The organism is Stenotrophomonas sp. Steno-Z10-BAI (genome assembly GCF_056393115.1).
The window spans coordinates 265,479-283,987 of sequence record NZ_JBWJOZ010000004.1; the positions used below are offsets into that span (position 1 = coordinate 265,479).

14 protein-coding genes are annotated in these 18,509 nt (G+C 66.6%); 11 read left to right on the forward strand and 3 right to left on the reverse strand.

Translation table 11 applies throughout. The features are described 5' to 3' along the window. Positions 1-53: 53 nt before the first annotated feature. The 4 genes from AC06E9_RS12520 to AC06E9_RS12535 are packed head-to-tail and all read left to right on the forward strand — an operon-like array spanning position 54 to position 5,806. The gene (locus AC06E9_RS12520) at positions 54-2,624 is read left to right on the forward strand and encodes a TonB-dependent receptor (RefSeq protein ID WP_478056157.1); all 2,571 of its coding nucleotides are present in this window, start codon (positions 54-56) and stop codon (positions 2,622-2,624) included. After that, entirely contained in the window at positions 2,624-3,739 is a 1,116-nt protein-coding gene (locus AC06E9_RS12525) for an NHL repeat-containing protein (protein WP_152151580.1), read from the forward strand. Before AC06E9_RS12520 ends, AC06E9_RS12525 begins: the two co-directional genes overlap by 1 nt. Before the next feature lie 32 nt (positions 3,740-3,771). Continuing rightward, entirely contained in the window at positions 3,772-5,121 is a 1,350-nt protein-coding gene (locus tag AC06E9_RS12530; RefSeq protein ID WP_183073789.1) for a purple acid phosphatase family protein, read from the forward strand. A 49-nt stretch (positions 5,122-5,170) separates the two neighbouring features. Further along, the gene (locus AC06E9_RS12535; RefSeq protein WP_121041904.1) at positions 5,171-5,806 is read left to right on the forward strand and encodes an inorganic diphosphatase; all 636 of its coding nucleotides are present in this window, start codon (positions 5,171-5,173) and stop codon (positions 5,804-5,806) included. Between the two features lie 24 nt (positions 5,807-5,830). On the opposite strand, the gene AC06E9_RS12540 is transcribed toward AC06E9_RS12535, so the two are convergent. Together AC06E9_RS12540 and AC06E9_RS12545 are read right to left on the reverse strand one after the other, a co-directional pair. Further along, complete coding sequence (locus tag AC06E9_RS12540; RefSeq protein WP_121041906.1) at positions 5,831-6,157, reverse strand: tetratricopeptide repeat protein; 327 nt, start codon at positions 6,155-6,157, stop codon at positions 5,831-5,833. 31 nt (positions 6,158-6,188) lie between these two features. Next, on the reverse strand, positions 6,189-6,818 hold the full coding sequence (locus AC06E9_RS12545; protein ID WP_152151586.1) for a superoxide dismutase: 630 nt from the start codon (positions 6,816-6,818) through the stop codon (positions 6,189-6,191). A gap of 187 nt (positions 6,819-7,005) precedes the next feature. Between AC06E9_RS12545 and AC06E9_RS12550 the strand changes: the two genes are divergently transcribed. Next, positions 7,006-8,421 (forward strand): cryptochrome/photolyase family protein, encoded by a 1,416-nt coding sequence (locus AC06E9_RS12550; protein ID WP_478056158.1) that lies wholly within the window; start codon positions 7,006-7,008, stop codon positions 8,419-8,421. Positions 8,422-8,572: 151 nt separating this feature from the next. Beyond that, entirely contained in the window at positions 8,573-9,268 is a 696-nt protein-coding gene (locus tag AC06E9_RS12555; RefSeq protein WP_088432184.1) for a YiaD family glycine zipper/OmpA-like lipoprotein, read from the forward strand. A gap of 218 nt (positions 9,269-9,486) precedes the next feature. Here AC06E9_RS12555 and AC06E9_RS12560 read toward each other — a convergent pair whose 3' ends face one another. After that, positions 9,487-10,509 (reverse strand): LysR family transcriptional regulator, encoded by a 1,023-nt coding sequence (locus tag AC06E9_RS12560; RefSeq protein ID WP_121041912.1) that lies wholly within the window; start codon positions 10,507-10,509, stop codon positions 9,487-9,489. Positions 10,510-10,875: 366 nt separating this feature from the next. Here AC06E9_RS12560 and AC06E9_RS12565 point away from each other — a divergent pair, with 366 nt between their 5' ends. The 5 genes from AC06E9_RS12565 (at position 10,876) to AC06E9_RS12585 (ending at position 18,469) form a co-directional block, all read left to right on the forward strand. Continuing rightward, a complete protein-coding gene (locus tag AC06E9_RS12565; RefSeq protein WP_121041916.1) occupies positions 10,876-11,649 on the forward strand; it encodes an SDR family NAD(P)-dependent oxidoreductase in 774 nt (257 codons plus the stop codon). Positions 11,650-11,739: 90 nt separating this feature from the next. Further along, positions 11,740-12,951, forward strand: coding sequence for an efflux RND transporter periplasmic adaptor subunit (locus AC06E9_RS12570; protein WP_121041918.1), 1,212 nt, complete (start codon positions 11,740-11,742; stop codon positions 12,949-12,951). A 160-nt stretch (positions 12,952-13,111) separates the two neighbouring features. After that, positions 13,112-16,282 (forward strand): efflux RND transporter permease subunit, encoded by a 3,171-nt coding sequence (locus AC06E9_RS12575; protein ID WP_478056159.1) that lies wholly within the window; start codon positions 13,112-13,114, stop codon positions 16,280-16,282. Between the two features lie 25 nt (positions 16,283-16,307). Continuing rightward, positions 16,308-17,045 (forward strand): SDR family oxidoreductase, encoded by a 738-nt coding sequence (locus tag AC06E9_RS12580; protein WP_455898971.1) that lies wholly within the window; start codon positions 16,308-16,310, stop codon positions 17,043-17,045. Next, complete coding sequence (locus AC06E9_RS12585; protein WP_478056160.1) at positions 17,039-18,469, forward strand: efflux transporter outer membrane subunit; 1,431 nt, start codon at positions 17,039-17,041, stop codon at positions 18,467-18,469. Before AC06E9_RS12580 ends, AC06E9_RS12585 begins: the two co-directional genes overlap by 7 nt. Positions 18,470-18,509: the final 40 nt, after the last annotated feature.

The following is an 18,509-nucleotide window of genomic DNA, read 5'->3' on the forward strand; positions in this document are numbered from 1 at the left end:
AACCTCCCGGACATACCGTGCTGACCCATTCTTTACACAGATTGGGGAAGGCAGTGCAGAAGAAGCGTCCGTTGGGCCTGGCGATCAGCCTTTCGTTGCTGGCGGTGATCACCCCGTCGGCCCATGCCGCCGATACGCCCGATGGCGGCACGGTGGCCGGCAGCGCCGCCGCCAGTGCCGCCGCGATCGTTCTGGACCGGGTCGAAGTCCGCCCGCAGCTGGAGTCGCAGACCCGCGCGGTCGACCTCAAGCGCAGCAGCGATGCGATTGAAGATGCGGTGTCCTCCGATGCCATGGGCGTCTACCCCGACAAAAACGTGGCCGAATCGCTGCAGCGCCTGCCCGGCGTCAGCGTTACCCGTGACCAGGGTGAGGGGCGCTTCGTGGTCATCCGTGGCCTGGATGCCAATCTCAACAGCGTCAGCGTGGATGGCATCGCGATTGGTACCCCGGAAGACTCCAGCCGCGCGGCCCCGCTGGACGTGATTCCCTCCGACTCGACCGAGCGCCTGCGCGTGGTCAAGTCGCCCACCCCGGATATGCCGGGTGACGCCATCGGCGGTGCGATCCTGGTCGAGTCCGCCTCGGCGTTCGACCGCGAAGGCCGCAACCTGCGCGGCAAGATCGAAGCCAGCCATCAGCAGCTCTCCGGCAACACCAGCCCGAAGGCCGCAATCAACTACAGCGAAGTGTTCGCCGATACCTTCGGCGTGGCGCTGGGGGTGAACTACCAGAACCGCAAGTTCGAATCGGACAACACCGAAGTGGAGTACGGCGAGTTCGACGGCGGCGCCGAGGACGACCTGTTCGCCACCAGCCTGCAGCAGCGCAAGTACGAGATCGAGCGCAAGCGCATCGGTGCGAACCTCAATCTGGATTGGCACCCGGATGAAGACAATCGTTATTACCTGCGCACGCTGTACAGCCAGTTCGACGATGCCGAAACCCGCCAGCGCACCCTCTTCAACTTCGGCGATGGCGACGTCACCGCGCTGGGCAGCAACCAGTACCGCGTCGATGACCTGCCGGCCGATGCGATCCAGAAGCGCATGCGCTATCGCACCAAGAAAGAAAACACCTTCACCACCAGCGCCGGCGGCGAGAACCGCCTGACCAATGCGGTGGTCGATTACAAGGTCGGTTACACGCGTACCGAAGAGCGCGTCAACGATGAGATGGAGGCGCGCTTCGAGTACAACGGCGACGACCTCGGCGCCAGCGTCGATCAGAACAGTGGCATCCCGCGCTACAGCCTGACCAGCGCGGAGTGGATGGATAACGGCAACTACGATTTCGATCGTTTCGTGGTGTCGCCCAAGCAGGTCAACGACAGCGAACGCAGTGCGCAGATCAACGTGCGCTTCGATGGCGAATCCTCCAGCATCAAGTTTGGCCTGCTCGGCCGCTGGCGCGACCGCGACGTCAATGTCGATGAGCGCGAACTGCGCGTCGGCCCGGACGTGGCGTTGTCGGACTGGACCACCTCCACCCCCGATCACCGCGGCGGCAGCCTCGGCCAGGGCATGAGCTCGGATGCGATGCGCCGCTACTGGGCGCAGTCTGGTGGTCAGTACAGCGCCCGCCCGCAGGATACCGGCGGCAATGCGCTGACCTCGCTGGAAGAGGATTACACCGCCAGCGAAGACATCTTCGCCAGCTATGCGATGGGCACCTGGGATATCGGCGCGCTGCGCATCATCGGTGGCGTGCGCGTGGAGAACACCCAGTTCAGCGCCACTGGCAACAGCGTGGACGTGGCACCCAATGGCCGCAGCTTCACGGTCACCCCGTTGAGCGTGAGCCGCAGCTACACCAACGTGCTGCCCGGCCTGCACCTGCGCTACGACGCCGGCGATGACTGGGTGCTGCGTGCGGCCGCCAACAAGACCGTCTCGCGCCCGTCGTTCGGCGATGTGGCACCGCGCGTCGGCCTGAGCCGGGGGGATGAGGAAGTCCGGATCGGCAATCCGCAGCTGAATCCCTACGAATCCAGGAACATCGACCTGTCGCTCGAGAAATACCTCGGCAGCACCGGCATCGTCTCGCTGGGCGTGTTCCACAAGTCGATCGACGGCTACATCGTCAACACGGTGAGCAACACCGATCCGGCGTACCCGGATTACGAGGTCACCCGGGTGATCAACGGCAACAAGGCCACGGTGAAGGGTGCCGAGTTCAACTGGCAGCAGCAGCTCGCCTTCCTGCCGGCCGGTTGGGATGGTCTGCTGGTCGGCGCCAGCGGCACCTGGCTGGATACCGATTTCGATCCAGGCGTTGTGGGCCGCGAGCGCGACGACTTCATGCTGCCGCGTGCCTCCAAGCACGTGTACAGCGCGCACCTCGGCTATGAAAAGGCCGGCTTCAGCACCCGCGTGGCCGCGGTCTACCGCAGCGAGTATCTGGATTCACTCGGCGACAGCCGCGCCTATGACATCTATGTGGCGCCCAACACCCAGCTCGATTTCAGCATGGACTACAAGATCACCTCGAACGTGAGCGTTTACTTCGAAGCCCAGAACCTGCTCGACAAGCCGCTGGAGCTCTACCAGGGCGTGCGCTCGCGCACCCTGCAGAACGAAGAATATGGCCGCACCTACGCCCTTGGCCTGAAGGTGGCCCTGTGATGCGCGCGTCCCATGGTCTGAGCCTGCTCGCACTGGCGCTGTTGACTGCCTGCCGGCCGGCGGCTACGCCGCAGGCTGCTGCACCCGCTGCGTCCCCGACGGCCGCCGACGCCTCCGCACGCGATGTCGCCACGGTCGCCGAGGCGTTCCTGACCCCGATGACCCCCGAAGACAACATCGACTCGCCGGCCAGCTGGACCACGCCCGAGGGCCAGGTCTGGTTGATCGCAACCGCCAAGGCCACCGACAAGCTGGTGGTCTATGACGGGCAGACCGGCGCGAAGCTGCGTGACGTTGGCAGCCTTGGCACCGCCCCGGGCCAGTTCGACCGCCCCAACGGCATCGCCGTGGTCGATGACCTCGTGCTGATCGTGGAGCGTGACAATCACCGCGTGCAGGTCCTGCAGCTGCCAGACTTCAGCCCGCTGGGCGTGTTCGGCGCCGACGATCTGCGCAAGCCGTACGGGCTGTGGGTGAACAAGCAAGGTAACGGCTACGACGTGTACGTCACCGATTCCTACGACGCGGGCGAAGACGCGCAGGGCAACGACGTGCTGCCGCCGCTGGCCGAACTGGACAAGCGCGTGCGTCGTTACGCGCTCACCCTGGAGGGCGGCAAGGCGCAGGCCACGCTCACCGCCAGCATCGGTGATACCACCGAGGCCGGCGCGCTGCGGGTGGTCGAATCGATCTGGGGCGACCCGGCCAACGACCGCCTGCTGATCGCTGAAGAAGACGAAACCTACGCCAGCGAGTTCAAGGTCTACACGCTGGAAGGCCGCTTCAGCGGCGCCACGTTCGGCCGCGATGCCTTCCAGGCCCAGGCCGAAGGCGTGATGCTGCGCACCTGTGGCAAGGACGGCTGGTGGATCACCACCGAGCAGGGCAAGCAGCGCAGCGTGTTCCATCTGTTCGACCGGCACAGCCTGAAACATGTCGGTGCATTCCAGGGTAATACGGTGGCCAACACCGACGGCATCTGGTCGATGCAGGCACCGTCCGCGCGCTTCCCGCATGGCGCGCTGTATGCCGTGCACGATGATCAGGGCGTGGTGGCCTTCGACTGGGCGAGCATCGCCAAGCAGGTGTCGCTGCCGCTGGAGTGCGGCGCGTGAGCCGCGTTCCTGCCGCCTTGACCGCGCTGACGATGGCGCTGCTGCTGTGCAGTGGCAGCGCCGTGGCAAAGAAGGACGCCGAGACCGGGGCCGAGCCCAACACCCAGGTGCCGGCCGGCAACCGGCACTACGCAGCGACCGGCTTCCCCGACCGCCTGGTCGCCTCGCCGGCACAGGACGCGGCGCGCGGCTTCTCGGTGGCGTGGCGGACCGATACCTCGGTCAAGGCGCCGGTGCTGGAATGGGTGCTGGCCGGTGATTCGCCGGATGTGGGGACGCCCACCCGCATCTCCGCCAGCACGCAGGCGCTGACCACCGAACTGGGCACGTCCCATCATCACCGTGCCGACATCACCGGCCTGCAGCCGGACACGCTGTACCTGTGGCGCGTGCAGGGTCAGAACACCTGGAGTGCCTGGAACCAGCTGCGCACTGCCGGCCGTGCCGACCAGCCGCTCACGCTGTTGTACTTCGGTGACACCCAGAACAAGAACCTCAGCCACGTTTCGCGCGTCATGCGGGCCGGCATCAAGGCCGCCCCGGATGCACGCCTGAGCCTGTTCGCCGGTGATCTGGTCAGCGGTGGCGACGGGCAGGATGACAGCGAGTGGGGCGAGTGGTTCGCCGCCGCCGGCTGGCTGCCGCAGGAAACCGCGGTCGCCCCGGCAATCGGCAACCATGAGTACGTCGAGGAATTCGAAGACACGCCGCAGGAGCGCCGCGTGCTCGGCCGTCACTGGCCGGTGACGTTCGCATTGCCACGCAACGGCGTGGACGCCGCCGACACCAGTACCTACTGGTTCGATTACCAGGGCGTGCGCATCGCCGTACTCGACGGCACCTCCGCGCTCGATCTGGGCACCGCCAAGGCGCAGGCCGCCTGGCTGGACACGGTGCTGGCCGACAATCCGCACCCGTGGAGCATCGTGCTGCTGCATCAGCCGTTCTATTCCCCGCGCGAAGGCCGCGAGAACGCCGAACTGCGCGATGTGCTGCTGCCCGTGGTGCGGCGCCACCAGGTCGATCTGGTCCTGCAGGGCCACGACCACACCTACGGCCGCCGTGGCGAAGGGAAGGGTGCGACGCCGCAGTTCGTGGTCACCGTGGCCGGGCCGAAGCAGTACCGGCTCTCGGACGAAGCCCGTGCCACCATGGCGCCGGTGGGTGAGGACACGCAGCTGTTCCAGGTCTTGAAGATTGATCCGAGCCACCTGCGCTACGAGGCACGCACCGTCACCGGCCGCCTGTACGACGGCTTCGAGTTGACACGTGGCGCCGATGGCCGCAAACAGAAGGCCGAACTGACGCAGGGACGCATCGCCCCCCGTGACTGCACGCGCGCCCAGACCCTGAAGGGCCGCGCCGACCGTTGCTGGGAATGACCGACCGGCCGGGCCGCTGCGGCGTGCCCGGCCTTCCGTGGAGATCGAGATGATCCATCGCCGTTCCATCGCGCGGGCCGCCTTGGCCACCTCGCTGCTGCTGCTCGCCGGTGCCAGCGTGGCCGGCAACGCGGTGCAGCACCCGTTCCTTGCCGCGCAGCCGAAGAATGCTCCGGAGGAGGTGAATCTGGCCGTGGAGATCCCGGCCGGCAGCTTCACCAAGTACGAGATCAAGGACGACGGTCTGGTGCATGTGGATCGCTTCCAGTCGATGCCGGTGGCGTACCCGGCCAACTACGGCTCGATGCCGCGCACGTTGGCGGGCGACAACGACCCGCTGGATGCGCTGGTGCTGACCCGTGAGCCGCTGCATCCCGGCGTGATCGTGCGGTTCCGTCCGATCGGTTTCCTGAAGATGGTCGATGACGGCGAGCAGGACGAAAAGGTCATCGGCGTGCCGACCGACAAGATCGACCCGACCTACGCCAGCATCCGCGATCTGGACGATCTGCCGCTGATCGAGCGGCAGCGCATCGAAGCTTTCTTCCGGGTCTACAAAGACCTGCCGGCCGGCCGCAATCCGGTCCAGCTCAATGGCTGGGGCAATGCCGCCGAGGCCAAGGCGCTGATTCGTGCCTCCATGCAGCGCTTCGATGCGCAGCAGCGGCGCGCGAAGGGCGATTGATCAGCCACGTGCGATGCCGGGCGATCACGCCCGGCCCGCAGTCGCCTTGTGCAGCCGCCGCAGGAACACGGCCATCTCCTTGACCGCCTGTTTGTCGCCGTTGGTCCCGGCCACAGTACTGCCTTCCTGCCACGCCTGTGCCGCCGCGTCGGTATCGCCGGCAGCCAGATGCGCCTTGCCCAACCATTTCCAGCCCGCCGAGTAGCGCGGGTCCTGAGCGACACAGCGCTGCAGATGGATGACCGCCTCCGCGGTGTCGCCCGCATCGAGCAGGGCCTTGCCCAGGCCGAAGCGGAGCAGGGCGCTGTCGCGACCACGTTCGAGCAGACGTTGCAGTGCGGGGATATCCATCGATGTCTCTACCGTGCAATACCGGCGCCCATCAACGCCCGCCGGCGGCCTGGTAACGGCGCGCGACCTCAGTCCAGTCGATCAGCTCGAAGAAGGCGGCGATGTAGTCCGGGCGCCGGTTCTGGTAGTTGAGGTAGTACGCGTGTTCCCATACATCCAGCCCCAGGATCGGCGTGCCACCGGAGAGGCCGGCGAACTCGCCCATCAACGGGTTGTCCTGGTTCGGGCTGCTCTCCACCGCAAGCTTGCCGTCCCGGTTCAACGTCAACCACGCCCAGCCACTGCCGAAGCGGGTCTGCGCGGCCTTGGTGAAGGCCTCCTTGAACGCGCCGTGGCCGCCGAGGTCACGCTCGATGGCGGCGGCAACCACATTGTCCGGTTGGCCGCTGTCCGGCGTCAGGACGGTCCAGAACAGGCTGTGGTTGGCATGTCCGCCGCCGTTGTTGCGGACGGCGTTGCGCACCCCCTCGGGCAGGGACCCGATATCGGCGATCAGTGCATCGATGTCGGTGCTTTCGATGCCGGCATCGGCGAGTGCCGCATTGAGATTGGTGATGTAGGTCTGGTGGTGCTTGGCATGATGGATTTCCATCGTGCGTGCATCGAAGTGCGGTTCGAGTGCGTCGTAGGCGTAGGGCAGGGCGGGGAGGGTGTAGGCCATGGATATCTCCGGAAGAGCAGGTGGGGGCGGTGCCGGCACGCAGCACGGGGATGCCACGATAGAACCTCAAGCGTGATTGAGGTCAAGCGCGGCGATGTGGAACAGTGCGGGCCATCCACGCGCGATCGCTGCCTCTCCTTCACCTGCACTGGCTATCATTGCCTGTCGAATCTTCCGGGGTAGTCTCGTGTCGGTAGCGTTGGTGTGGTTTCGCCGTGACCTGCGGTTGCAGGACAACCCGGCCCTGCAGGCCGCTCTGGATGCCGGCCATGTGCCGGTACCGGTCTACATCCATGCGCCACACGAAGAAGGCGACTGGGCGCCCGGTGGCGCGTCGAACACCTGGTTGCACCGCTCGTTGGTCGCGCTCGACGCGGACCTGCGTGCGCGTGGCTCGTCGCTGGTGCTGCGCCAAGGCGACAGTCAGGCACAGCTGCAGCAGCTGATCGAGCAGACCGGTGCGGGCGCGGTGTACTGGAACCGCAAGTACGAGCCGGCCACGCAGCCGCGCGATGCGAAGATCAAACGGGAACTGCGCGAGCAGGGCATCGAGGCCGAAAGCCATAACGGCAGCCTGATGTTCGAGCCGTGGGATGTGGCGACCCAGCAGGGCGGCCCGTACAAGGTGTTCACCCCGTTCTGGCGCAATGCGCTGACCCGTCTGCAGTTGCCGGCCCCGACTCGCTTGCCCGAGCGGCTGCCCGCGCACAGCGCCAGCGGCGAGAGTCTCGACGCGCTCGACCTTGCGCCCTCCATTGCGTGGGACCAGCAGTTCTGGACGCATTGGCAGCCCGGCGAGGCGGGCGCGCACGAGGCGCTGACCGTTTTCATCGATGGTGCCCTCAACGGCTATCGCCAGCAGCGTGATCTGCCGGACCGGGTCGGCACCTCGCTGTTGTCGCCGCACCTGCATTTCGGCGAGATCGCGCCGTGGCAGATCGCGCGTCGCCTGCAGGGCGAGCGCAGCGCCAGCCGCGATGCGGATATCGATGGCTACATCCGCGAGCTGGGTTGGCGTGAGTTCTCCTACCACCTGCTGCATCACTTTCCGCAGACCCCGGACCACAACCTCAACCCGCGCTTCGATCAGTTCCAGTGGGCCACGCCGGACCCGGCGGCATTGCAGGCGTGGCAGCAGGGGCGCACCGGCATCCCGATCGTCGATGCCGGCCTGCGTGAGCTGTGGGCGACCGGTTACATGCACAACCGCGTGCGCATGATCGTCGCCAGCTATCTGTGCAAGCACATGCGCCAGCATTGGCGCGCAGGTGCGCGCTGGTTCTGGGACACACTGGTCGATGCAGACCTGGCCAACAACACCATGGGCTGGCAATGGGTCGCCGGCACCGGTGCGGATGCCGCGCCGTACTTCCGGATTTTCAACCCGGTCACACAGTCGCAGAAGTTCGACCCGCAGGCACGTTACATCACTCGTTGGGTGCCGGAACTGGAAGCGCTTCCGTTGAAGGCCCGCTTCGCACCGTGGCAATCGCCGCAGCTGCTGGCCGAGCTCGCGCCGGGCTACCCGGCATTGCCACTGGTGGATCTGAGCGAGGGTCGGGATGCCGCGTTGGCAGCGTATCGGCATACCGGCGGGGCGTGACCGGCGTCCCGGAAAGGTCGCTTTCGCCGTAACCGTTTACCTGAACAGGGAGCTGCCGGGCGTGCCATTCATCATGCCGGCATCGCGTTGGGCTGTTTATGCTCTTCACGGCCCGCACGCCGGCGCCGTCCGGTAACCAAGGAGAAACCTCATGATTCGACCCGCAACCCGCAACGTGGCCCTGGCCCTGATGACTGCTGCCGCCCTGACGGCCTGCGCCACCGGTGGCTCCTACGTGCAGAGTGACCAGTACGGCAACCCCGTTGAACAGCAGAACCGCACCGGCCGCAACGCGTTGATCGGCACCGCGGTCGGCGTCGCCGCCGGCCTGCTCAGCGGCAACAGCGCCACCGAGCGCCGCCAGCACGCCATGATCGGTGCCGGTATCGGCGCACTCAGCGGCGCGGCCGTCGGCCAGTACCAGGACCGTCAGGAACGCGCGCTGCGCGAACGTACCGCCAACACCGGTATCGACGTCTCCCGTAATGGCGACAACCTGGTCCTGAACCTGCCGGACGGCATCACCTTCGATTTCGGCAAGTCCACGCTGAAGCCGCAGTTCTACAGCTCGCTCAACGGCGTGGCCAGCACGCTGGCCGAGTACAACCAGACCATGATCGAAGTGGTCGGCCACACCGACAGCATCGGCAGCGACGCAGTCAACAACCGCCTCTCCAAGGAACGCGCCGACTCGGTCGCCGCCTATCTGGCCGGCCAGGGTGTGCAGCGTGCCCGCATCGAAACCCTCGGTGCCGGCAAGGCCTACCCGATTGCCGACAACAACACCGATGCCGGCCGCGCGCAGAACCGCCGCGTCGAGATCCGTGTGATTCCCTTGCAGCAATAACAGCGCGCCAGCGCGCTGTTATTGCGTGTTGCGAGCCCAGGTTCGCAACACGAAAATGCCGCCCTTACAGGCGGCATTTTCTGTAGGTACCGGCCGCTGGCCGGTACGCCCGGAACAACTCCGTCCGCTCGCACACCCACACGACCGCACCGCCCAAACGACAACGCCGCCCAAGAGCGGCGTTGTCGTTCATACGGCACTGCGCTGATGAAGCAGCATCACCCCGCGGTCACCGTCTCCAGAATCCGCTTCCCGGCCGCCTGCAGCTCGGTTTCCACCTGCGTCTGCTGCTGCTTGGCCAGCTTCGCGGCCGGGCACTGGGCCAGCATGTAGTTTGCGTCGAAGTTCATCTTCTCGACCAGGAAATCGACGAACGCGCGCACCTTCGGCGAGACCAGCCGGCCGCCGGCGAACACCGCGTTGAAGTCCACTTCCGGCCCGGTCCAGCCGGCCAGCACGCGGCGCACCATCCCCGATTCGACGAACGGCTTGGCCATCACGTCACCGGTCAACAGCAACCCTTCGCCGCACACCAGTGCGCCGTTCAATGCGGACGGATCATTGGCCACCAGCAGCGGATTCACCGGGAAATCGAGCAGCTCGCCACCGTTCTCGCCCAGCTGCCAGAAGAAGCGGTTGTTGTTGAGGTTGCGGGCCTTGCGCATCGCCAGGATGCGGTGGAACTGCAGTTCATCCGGGTGCAGCGGCTCGCCATAGCGTTCGATGTAGGCCGGGCTGGCAAACACCTGCGTGCGCAGGCTGCCAAGCTTGCGCGCCACCAGGTTGGAGTCGGGCAGGGTGCCCACGCGCAGCGCCAGATCCGCTTCACCGGCAATCAGGTCGAGCTTCTCGTTGCCCAGATGCATGTCCAGCTGGATTTCCGGGTACTGCGCATGGAACTGGCCGAGCAGCGGCGCGATCCAGGTGATGCCGATCGAGTAGGGCACGGTGAAGCGCAGCCAGCCGCGCGGGCCGGACTGCAGCTGGTTGACCGCGCCTTCGGCTTCTTCCAGCTCGCGTGCGATGCGCTGGCAGTGCTCGTGATAGACCGAGCCCGCTTCAGTGAGGCCGAGGCGGCGGGTGGTCCGGTGCAGCAGACGCGCGCCGAGGCGCGTTTCCAGTTCCTGCACCTTGCGGCTGACCGTCGTCTTGGGTAACCCCAGTGCAGTGGCGGCGGCGATGAAACTGCCTTGCTCGACCACTTTGACGAAGATCAGCGTGTCGTTGAGATCGTGGGCCATGACGGGATCCAAAGTCGGGGAGGGAGAGAGTGCCGCAAATGATTGTGCCGGGCACGGGATGATTATTCCCCTAAATCCGGACTAATCAAGGGGGAGTTTGAGGACTAATCTGGCGCCATTCCAGATATGAAGGACGACAACCATGTGGTTGCGGAACATTCTTGGCCGCCTGCGTAGCGGCCCCAACGCCCCGCTGGACCTCGCGATGACCGTGGAAGTCCGTCCGGGTTCCTTGTCCCGTAAGGCTTTTCGGGAGTTCACCCCGCCTGCCAACATGCAGCGCGGCGGCAGCTTCCGGCTGGGCGCCCGCAACGGCGACCGACTGGGCCGAATTGGGATTATCCCGGCGACGGGAGTGAAAGTCCCATGAATGGGACATTGGCCCCCGAGGTGCTGGTGCTCGGTGGCACCGGCAGCGTGGGCCAGGGGATCGTGGCGGCCTTGCTGGAGGCCGGCAGCCCCGTGTTGGTGGTCGGCCGCGACCCCGGCCGGCTGGCCGCGCTGCAGGAGCAGTTCGCCGATGAGCCGGGGCTGGAGGTCCTGCTCGGTTCGCTGGGCGACGACGGCTCGGCGCGGACCGTGGCCGAGCGCGTCGGCGGACGTGCCCGCGCGCTCGCCGCGGTGGTGGATGCGATGGGCGGGCCGTACAACCGTGGGCGGGTGACCGACCGCAGCGGCGATGCGCTGTTGCAGGCGCTGCAGGCCGACGTGATGCCGCACGTGCATGCCGGCCGCCATCTGCTGCCGCTGGTGCGCGGTGGCGCCCAGGTACGGCGCTACGTGCTGGTTGGCGGGCCGGCCGGCTTCAAACCGTGGGCCGGGCACGGTGAGTCCTCCATCACCATGTCCGCCACCCGCATGTACGCGCAGGTGCTGCACCAGGAAGCCCAGGCACTGGGCGTGCGCGCGCAGATGCTGGAAGTGTGCGATCCGGTGTGCACCCCGGCCAATGCCGCCAAGGCCTGCATCGAATGGCCGAGCGCGCTGCTGGTTGGCCGGCGTGTGGTCTCGCTGCTCGACAACTGCACCGACAACCGCGCCATCGTGCGCTGCGATGCACGCGATGCCGAACTGCCGCGCGGGCTGCTGCATCTGGACCGCCCTCCGCCGATGTCGCGCAACACGGCCGGCACTGCTTGACCTCTACCAAGGTTCAGGTCCCAGGCTACGCCCCCCACGTCGCCCACGTTTTCGATTCTGTATCACCACCCCTACGTACGGATGCATGACATGACTTCCAACTCCTCCCCGCATCGTTTCACCCGACGGCTGGCCATGGCCGGCGTTTCCATCCTTGCCGCCGCGGTGCTGACCGCCTGCAGTGGCAGCCACGCTGAGGAAGCCGGCATGCCGCCGCCGCCCTCGGTCAGTGCCGCCCCGGTGCTGGTCAAGCAGGTCAGCCAGTGGGACGACTTCAGCGGCCGCGTCGAAGCGGTCGAAAGCGTTGAACTGCGCCCGCGCGTCTCCGGCTACATCGACAAGGTCAACTATGTCGAAGGCCAGGAGGTCAAGAAGGGCGATGTGCTGTTCACCATCGACGCACGCAGCTACCGCGCCGAGCTGGACCGCGCCACCGCCGAGCTCAACCGCGCGCGCACCCAGGCCCAGGTGAGCCGCAGCGAAGCCGACCGTGCCCGCCGCCTGTCCGACCAGCAGGCGATTTCCACGGAGACCTGGGAACAGCGCCGTGCCGTGTCCGAGCAGGCCCTGGCGCAGGTGCAGGCCGCGCAGGCGGCGGTTGATGCAGCGCGCTTGAACATGGAATTCACCCAGGTGCGCGCCCCGATCAACGGCCGTGCCGGCCGCGCGATGGTGACCGCCGGCAACCTGGTCACCGCCGGCGACAGCGCCAGCGTGCTGACCACGCTGGTCTCGCTGGACAAGGTGCATGTGTACTTCGATGCCGATGAAGGCACCTTCCTGCGCTACGCCCAGATGGCCCGCAAGGGGGAACGCCCGAGCGAGCGCGACAGCGAACTGCCGGTGAAGGTCGGCCTGTCCGGTGAGGACGGCTACCCGCATGAAGGCAAGGTCGATTTCCTGGACAACCAGGTCACCCGCAGCACCGGCACCATCCGGGTCCGCGCGCTGCTGGACAACGCCGACCGCGCCTTCACCCCGGGGCTGTTCGCCCGCGTGCAGTTGCTGGGCAGCGGCCAGTTCCAGGCCATGCTGATCGATGACAAGGCCGTGCTGACCGACCAGGACCGCAAGTTCGTCTACGTGGTCGACAAGGACAACAAGGCACAGCGCCGTGATATCCAGCTCGGCCGCAACGCCGACGGCCTGCGGATCGTCGAGCAGGGCCTGAAGGCCGGTGACCGCGTGATCATCGACGGCGTGCAGAAAGTCTTCATGCCCGGCATGCCGGTTCAGGCCAAGGCCGTTGCGATGCAGCCGGTTGCCGCACCGGTAGCCGCGCCGGCTGTTGCAAAGAATTGAAGGGCAGCCGACTGACCGTCGGTTCTACATAGCAGCCGACCAACGGTCGGCTCTACCGTGACTGCCATCGCCCCGTGCAGGGGAACCCGCCACCGCTGTCGCCTGCGACAGCGGCCGGGGTCGTGCACGCCGGCGCTGGTGAAACCCCAGGAATCCACCCATGGACTTTTCCCGTTTTTTCATTGACAGGCCGATCTTCGCGGCGGTGCTGTCGATCGTGATCTTCGCCGCAGGCCTGATCGCGATCCCCATGCTGCCGATCAGCGAGTACCCCGAAGTGGTGCCGCCATCGGTGGTGGTGCGCACGGTGTACCCGGGCGCCAACCCCAAGGTGATCGCTGAAACCGTGGCCACGCCACTGGAAGAAGCGATCAACGGCGTCGAGGACATGATGTACATCAAGTCCGTCGCCGGCTCTGACGGCGTACTGCAGATGACCGTGACCTTCCGCCCGGGTACCGACCCGGACGAGGCGGCGGTCAAGGTGCAGAACCGCGTCGCCCAGGCGCAGGCGCGCCTGCCGGAAGACGTGCGCCGCCAGGGTGTCTCCACCCAGAAGCAGTCGCCGACCTTCCTGATGGTGGTCCACCTGACCTCGCCGGACGGCAAGTACGACTCGCTGTACCTGCGCAACTACGCCCGCCTGCACGTCAAGGATGCCCTGGCACGCCTGCAGGGCGTCGGTGATGCGCAGATGTTCGGCGGCGGCGACTACGCCATGCGTGCGTGGCTGGACCCGGACAAGATCGCCGCGCGCGGCCTGACCGCCAGCGACGTGGTGCGTGCGATGCGCGAGCAGAACGTCCAAGTCTCGGCCGGCCAGCTCGGTGCCGAGCCGATGCCGAGCAGCGACTTCCTGACCCTGATCAACGCCCAGGGCCGCCTGCGTACCGAACAGGAATTCCGCGAAATCGTGCTCAAGGCCGGTGACGACGGTGAAGTGGTGCGCCTGTCCGATGTCGCCCGCCTGGAACTGGGTGCCGGTGACTACACGCTGCGCTCGCAGCTGGACGGCAAGAACGCAGTCGGTATCGGTATCTTCCAGGCCCCGGGCGCCAACGCGCTGGAGATCCGTGACTCGGTCATCCACACCATGGATGAGCTGACCAAGCAGTTCCCGCCGGGTGTGAAATACGAAGCGGTGTATGACACCACGATCTTCGTGCGCGATTCGGTCAAGGCCGTGGTCTCCACGCTGCTGGAAGCGATCGCGCTGGTGGTGCTGGTGGTGATCCTGTTCCTGCAGACCTGGCGCGCCTCGATCATTCCGCTGATCGCCGTGCCGGTGTCCATCGTGGGTACGTTTGCGGCGCTGTACGTGCTGGGCTTCTCGATCAACACCTTGACCCTGTTCGGGCTGGTGCTGGCGATCGGCATCGTGGTCGATGACGCGATCGTGGTGGTGGAGAACGTCGAGCGTAACATCGAAGAAGGCCTGACCCCGCTGGCCGCGGCACACCAGGCGATGCGTGAAGTCTCCGGGCCGATCGTGGCGATCGCGCTGGTGCTGTGTGCCGTATTCGTGCCGATGGCGTTCCTGTCGGGCGTGACCGGTGCGTTCTACAAGCAGTTCGCCGTCACCATCGCCATCTCGACCGTGATCTCGGCGATCAACTCGCTGACCCTGTCGCCGGCCCTGGCCGCACGTCTGCTCAAGCCGCACGGTGCACCGAAGGATGGCCTGACCCGTCTGATCGATCGTCTGTTCGGCTGGATCTTCCGTCCGTTCAACCGCTTCTTCAAGACCAGCTCGGAGAAGTACCACGGTTCGGTCGGCCGCCTGCTGGGCCGCCGTGGCCTGGTGTTCGTGGTGTATGCCGGCCTGCTGCTGGCCACCGGCCTGATGTTCAAGGCGGTGCCGGCCGGCTTCATTCCGACCCAGGACAAGCTGTACCTGATCGCCGGTGTGAAGCTGCCGGAAGGCTCCTCGATCGCACGTACCGACGCCATGCTGGCCAAGGTCGCCGAGATCGCGCGCAACACCGATGGCGTGGCGCACACGATCCAGTTCCCGGGTCTGAACGCGCTGCAGTTCACCAACACGCCCAACACCGGTGTAGCGTTCGTTCCGCTCAAGCCGTTCAGTGAGCGCAAGGGACGCACCGCCGCGCAGATCAATGCCGAGATCAACGCCAAGATCGCCGGGCTGCAGGAGGGCTTCGCGTTCTCCATGATGCCGCCGCCGATCCTCGGCCTGGGTAACGGCAACGGCTACCAGATGTTCATCCAGGACCGCGGCAACCTCGGCTACGGCGCACTGCAGACTGCAGTGAGCACGATGCAGGGCGCCGTCGCGCAGACCCCGGGCATGGCGTTCCCGATCACCAGCTACCAGGCCAACGTGCCGCAGCTGGATGCCGAAGTGGACCGCGTCAAGGCCAAGGCCCAGGGCGTGGAGTTGACCGAGTTGTTCGACACGCTGCAGACCTACCTGGGCTCGGCGTACGTGAACGACTTCAACCAGTTCGGTCGCACCTGGCAGGTGATCGCCCAGGCCGACGGCCAGTTCCGTGACAGCGTGGAAGACATCGGTCGCCTGCGCACCCGCAACAACCGCGGCGAGATGGTGCCGATCGGCTCCATGGTCACCGTGAAGCAGACCTACGGCCCGGACCCGGTGCTGCGCTTCAACGGTTACCCGGCGGCCGATCTGGCCGGCGAAGCCGACCCGCGGATGCTGTCCTCGGCCGAGGCCATGACCAAGCTGACCGAAATCGCCGGCAAGGTGCTGCCGGTGGGCATGCAGACCGAGTGGACCGACCTGAGCTACCAGCAGGCCACCCAGGGCAAGGCCGCCTTCATCGTGTTCCCGGTGGCGATCCTGCTGGCGTTCCTGGTGCTGGCCGCGCTGTATGAAAGCTGGTCGCTGCCGCTGGCGGTGATCCTGATTGTCCCCATGACCCTGCTGTCTGCGTTGTTCGGCGTATGGATGACGGGCGGTGACAACAACGTGTTCGTGCAGGTCGGCCTGGTGGTGCTGATGGGCCTGGCATGCAAGAACGCCATCCTGATCGTCGAGTTCGCCCGAGAACTTGAAATGGGCGGCAAGGGCATCGTGGAGGCTGCACTGGAAGCGTGCCGCCTGCGTCTGCGCCCGATCGTGATGACCTCCATCGCGTTCATCGCCGGCACCATTCCGCTGGTGATCTCGCATGGCGCCGGTGCGGAAGTCCGCTCAGTAACCGGTATCACGGTGTTCGCCGGCATGTTGGGCGTCACCCTGTTCGGCCTGTTCCTGACCCCGGTGTTCTACGTGGCCCTGCGCAAGTTCGTCAGCCGTAATGGCGGCGGGCAGCTGGTGACCCACGGCGAACCGACCATCCACCACTGATTCCTTCCCCCGCGAGGTTTTTCCTATGAATACCGCTACCCAAAAGATCGCCCTGGTCACCGGTGCCACCCGCGGCATCGGCCTGGAAACCGTCCGTCAGCTGGCCCAGGCCGGCGTGCATACGCTGCTGGCCGGGCGCAAGCGCGACGTCGCCGTGGCCGAGGCGCTGAAGCTGCAGGCCGAGGGCCTGCCGGTGGAAGCGATCCAGCTCGACGTCGGTGATGCCGCCAGCATCGCCGCCGCCGTGCAGACCGTGACCGAGCGTCACGGCCGCCTGGACATCCTGGTCAACAACGCCGGCATCCTGCTCGACGACATCAAACTGGCCCCCTCGGCGCAGACCCTGCAGACCTGGCGCGACACCTTCGACACCAACGTGTTCGCCGTGATCGCTGTCACCCAGGCGTTCCTGCCGCTGCTCAACGCCTCGTCGGCCGGCCGCATCGTCAACGTGTCCAGCATCCTGGGCTCGCTGACCCTGCACAGCCAGCCGGGCTCGCCGATCTACGGCTTCGCGGTGCCGGCCTACAACGCCTCCAAGAGCGCTGTGAATGCCTGGACCGTGCAGCTGGCCTATGAGCTGCGCGAGAGCACCACCAAGGTCAACACCGTGCATCCGGGCTACGTCAAAACCGACATGAACGGTGGCGAGGGTGAGATCGAGATCAGCGACGGCGCGCGTTCCAGCGTCGGTATGGCACTGATCGATGCCGATGGCCCGAACGGCAGCTTCACCTACCTCGGCGAGGTGCTGCCATGGTGATCCGCCTGTTGACCGTGGCCGTGACCAGCGCGCTGCTGGCCGGCTGCGTCAGCGTCGGCCCCAACTACCAGGCGCCGCCGGCCGAGCCGGTGACCCTGCAGGGCGCCGCCGCGCCGGTGTTCACCACCACCTCGCCGGTGGCGAGCTGGTGGGCCCAGTTCGACGACCCGGTGCTGGAGCAGCTGGTACATGAAGCACTGGGCACCAACCTGGACCTGCGCATCGCGATGTCGCGCGTGCGCGAGGCCCGCGCGGTGTTTGTCGAGCAGCGCCTGGACCAGTTGCCCCACGTGACCAGCGGCGGAAGCTACGACCGTCGCAAGCAGCCCGATGCAACGGTGGGTGGCGAGCGTGTCTTCAGCGAAAGTTATCAGCTCGGCTTCGATGCCGGCTGGGAACTGGATCTGTTCGGCCGCCAGCGCCGTGCCGCCGAAGCAGCGCGCGCGGACCTGGGCGCCGAGCAGGACAACCTCGCCGATGCACAGGTCACCGTCGCCGCCGAAGTGGCCCGCAACTACTTCGAACTGCGCGGTACCCAGAAGCGCATCGCGGTGGCAAAACGCACGCTGGTCAACCTGCGCGACACTCAGAAACTCACCGAAACCCGGTGGGAACTGGGCGCCGGCAGCGAACTGGATGTGCAGAGCAGCCGCGCGCGTCTGAAGGCGATCGAGGCCGACATCCCGCTGCTGGAAGTGGCCGAAGTGCAGTCGCGTCATCGCTTGGCGGTGCTGCTGGGCCAGCGCCCGGATGCACTGGACAGCCTGCTGCAGCCGCGCGAGACGCGGCCGTACGCCAAGGCGTTGCCGCTCGGTGACACCACCGATCTGCTGCGTCAGCGCGCCGATGTGCGCGTGGCCGAGCGTCGGCTGGCTGCGGCGACCGCGCGCGTTGGCGTGGCCACGGCTGACCTGTTCCCGCGGATCAGCCTGAGCGGCTTTGTCGGCTTCCTCTCCGGCGATGCCAGCGGGCTGGTCAACGGCAGCAACAAAGCCTGGTCGGTGACCCCGTCGATCAGCTGGGCCGCGTTCGATTTCGGCACGGTGAAGGCACGTCTGCGCGCGAGCAAGGCGCAGGCTGACGGCGCTGCGGCCGAGTACGAAAAGGCCGTGCTGCTGGCACTGGAAGACACCGAGAACGCGCTGACGCGTTACGCCAAGCAGCAGGCCCGCCTGGCGATTGTCGCCGAGCAGGCCCAGGCGGCAGGCCGCGCCGAGGAGTTGGCGCAGATCCGCTTCCGCGAGGGCTCGGAAGACTTCCTGACCCTGTTGGATGCACAGCGCACGCAACTGGCCGCAAATGATGCGCTCGCCGAGGCCGAATCCACGGTCAACGTCAGCGTGGTCGGTGTGTACAAGGCCTTGGGTGGTTGGGGCCAGCAGCAGGATGCGGCCAACACCCCGGTGGCGGTCACGCAACGCTGACCGGCGCGTGGGTCAGGGGGCGGCGAGGGCGCCGTCCCGA

Coding starts and splice junctions, on each gene's coding strand:
- AC06E9_RS12575 (WP_478056159.1), top strand. CDS start 13,112: ATGGACTTTTCCCGTTTTTTCATTGACAGGCCGATCTTCGCGGCGGTG.
- AC06E9_RS12585 (WP_478056160.1), top strand. CDS start 17,039: ATGGTGATCCGCCTGTTGACCGTGGCCGTGACCAGCGCGCTGCTGGCC.
- AC06E9_RS12525 (WP_152151580.1), top strand. CDS start 2,624: ATGCGCGCGTCCCATGGTCTGAGCCTGCTCGCACTGGCGCTGTTGACT.
- AC06E9_RS12570 (WP_121041918.1), top strand. CDS start 11,740: ATGACTTCCAACTCCTCCCCGCATCGTTTCACCCGACGGCTGGCCATG.
- AC06E9_RS12540 (WP_121041906.1), bottom strand. CDS start 6,157: ATGGATATCCCCGCACTGCAACGTCTGCTCGAACGTGGTCGCGACAGC.
- AC06E9_RS12545 (WP_152151586.1), bottom strand. CDS start 6,818: ATGGCCTACACCCTCCCCGCCCTGCCCTACGCCTACGACGCACTCGAA.
- AC06E9_RS12580 (WP_455898971.1), top strand. CDS start 16,308: ATGAATACCGCTACCCAAAAGATCGCCCTGGTCACCGGTGCCACCCGC.
- AC06E9_RS12555 (WP_088432184.1), top strand. CDS start 8,573: ATGATTCGACCCGCAACCCGCAACGTGGCCCTGGCCCTGATGACTGCT.
- AC06E9_RS12535 (WP_121041904.1), top strand. CDS start 5,171: ATGATCCATCGCCGTTCCATCGCGCGGGCCGCCTTGGCCACCTCGCTG.
- AC06E9_RS12560 (WP_121041912.1), bottom strand. CDS start 10,509: ATGGCCCACGATCTCAACGACACGCTGATCTTCGTCAAAGTGGTCGAG.
- AC06E9_RS12565 (WP_121041916.1), top strand. CDS start 10,876: ATGAATGGGACATTGGCCCCCGAGGTGCTGGTGCTCGGTGGCACCGGC.
- AC06E9_RS12530 (WP_183073789.1), top strand. CDS start 3,772: ATGGCGCTGCTGCTGTGCAGTGGCAGCGCCGTGGCAAAGAAGGACGCC.